Genomic DNA, 300 nt, shown 5'->3' on the forward strand with positions numbered 1-300 from the left:
GGGGGCCGGATTTGAACCGACGACCTTCGGGTTATGAGCCCGACGAGCTACCAGGCTGCTCCACCCCGCGTCCGTCTTTTTGCTTCGTATTTCAAACCACATCTACGTTGGCTTTCCTCGTTCACCTCAGTCACTTACTGGAGTAAGCTCTAAAGGATTCACTGCGTCGCCGCCTGGCTGTGATTCGAACTACTTTGCAAAAATATTGCAGCAAATATGATTGGTTGCGGGGGCCGGATTTGAACCGACGACCTTCGGGTTATGAGCCCGACGAGCTACCAGGCTGCTCCACCCCGCGTC

General features: G+C 55.0%; 1 tRNA gene. It reads right to left on the reverse strand.

The annotated features are described in order from the left end of the window. Window positions 1-221: 221 nt before the first annotated feature. Window positions 222-298, reverse strand: a tRNA-Met gene (locus OGV69_RS01410). Window positions 299-300 lie beyond the last annotated feature (2 nt).

Origin of the sequence: Citrobacter sp. Cc139, from assembly GCF_030334645.1 — a bacterium.
Classification (GTDB): domain Bacteria; phylum Pseudomonadota; class Gammaproteobacteria; order Enterobacterales; family Enterobacteriaceae; genus Citrobacter; species Citrobacter werkmanii.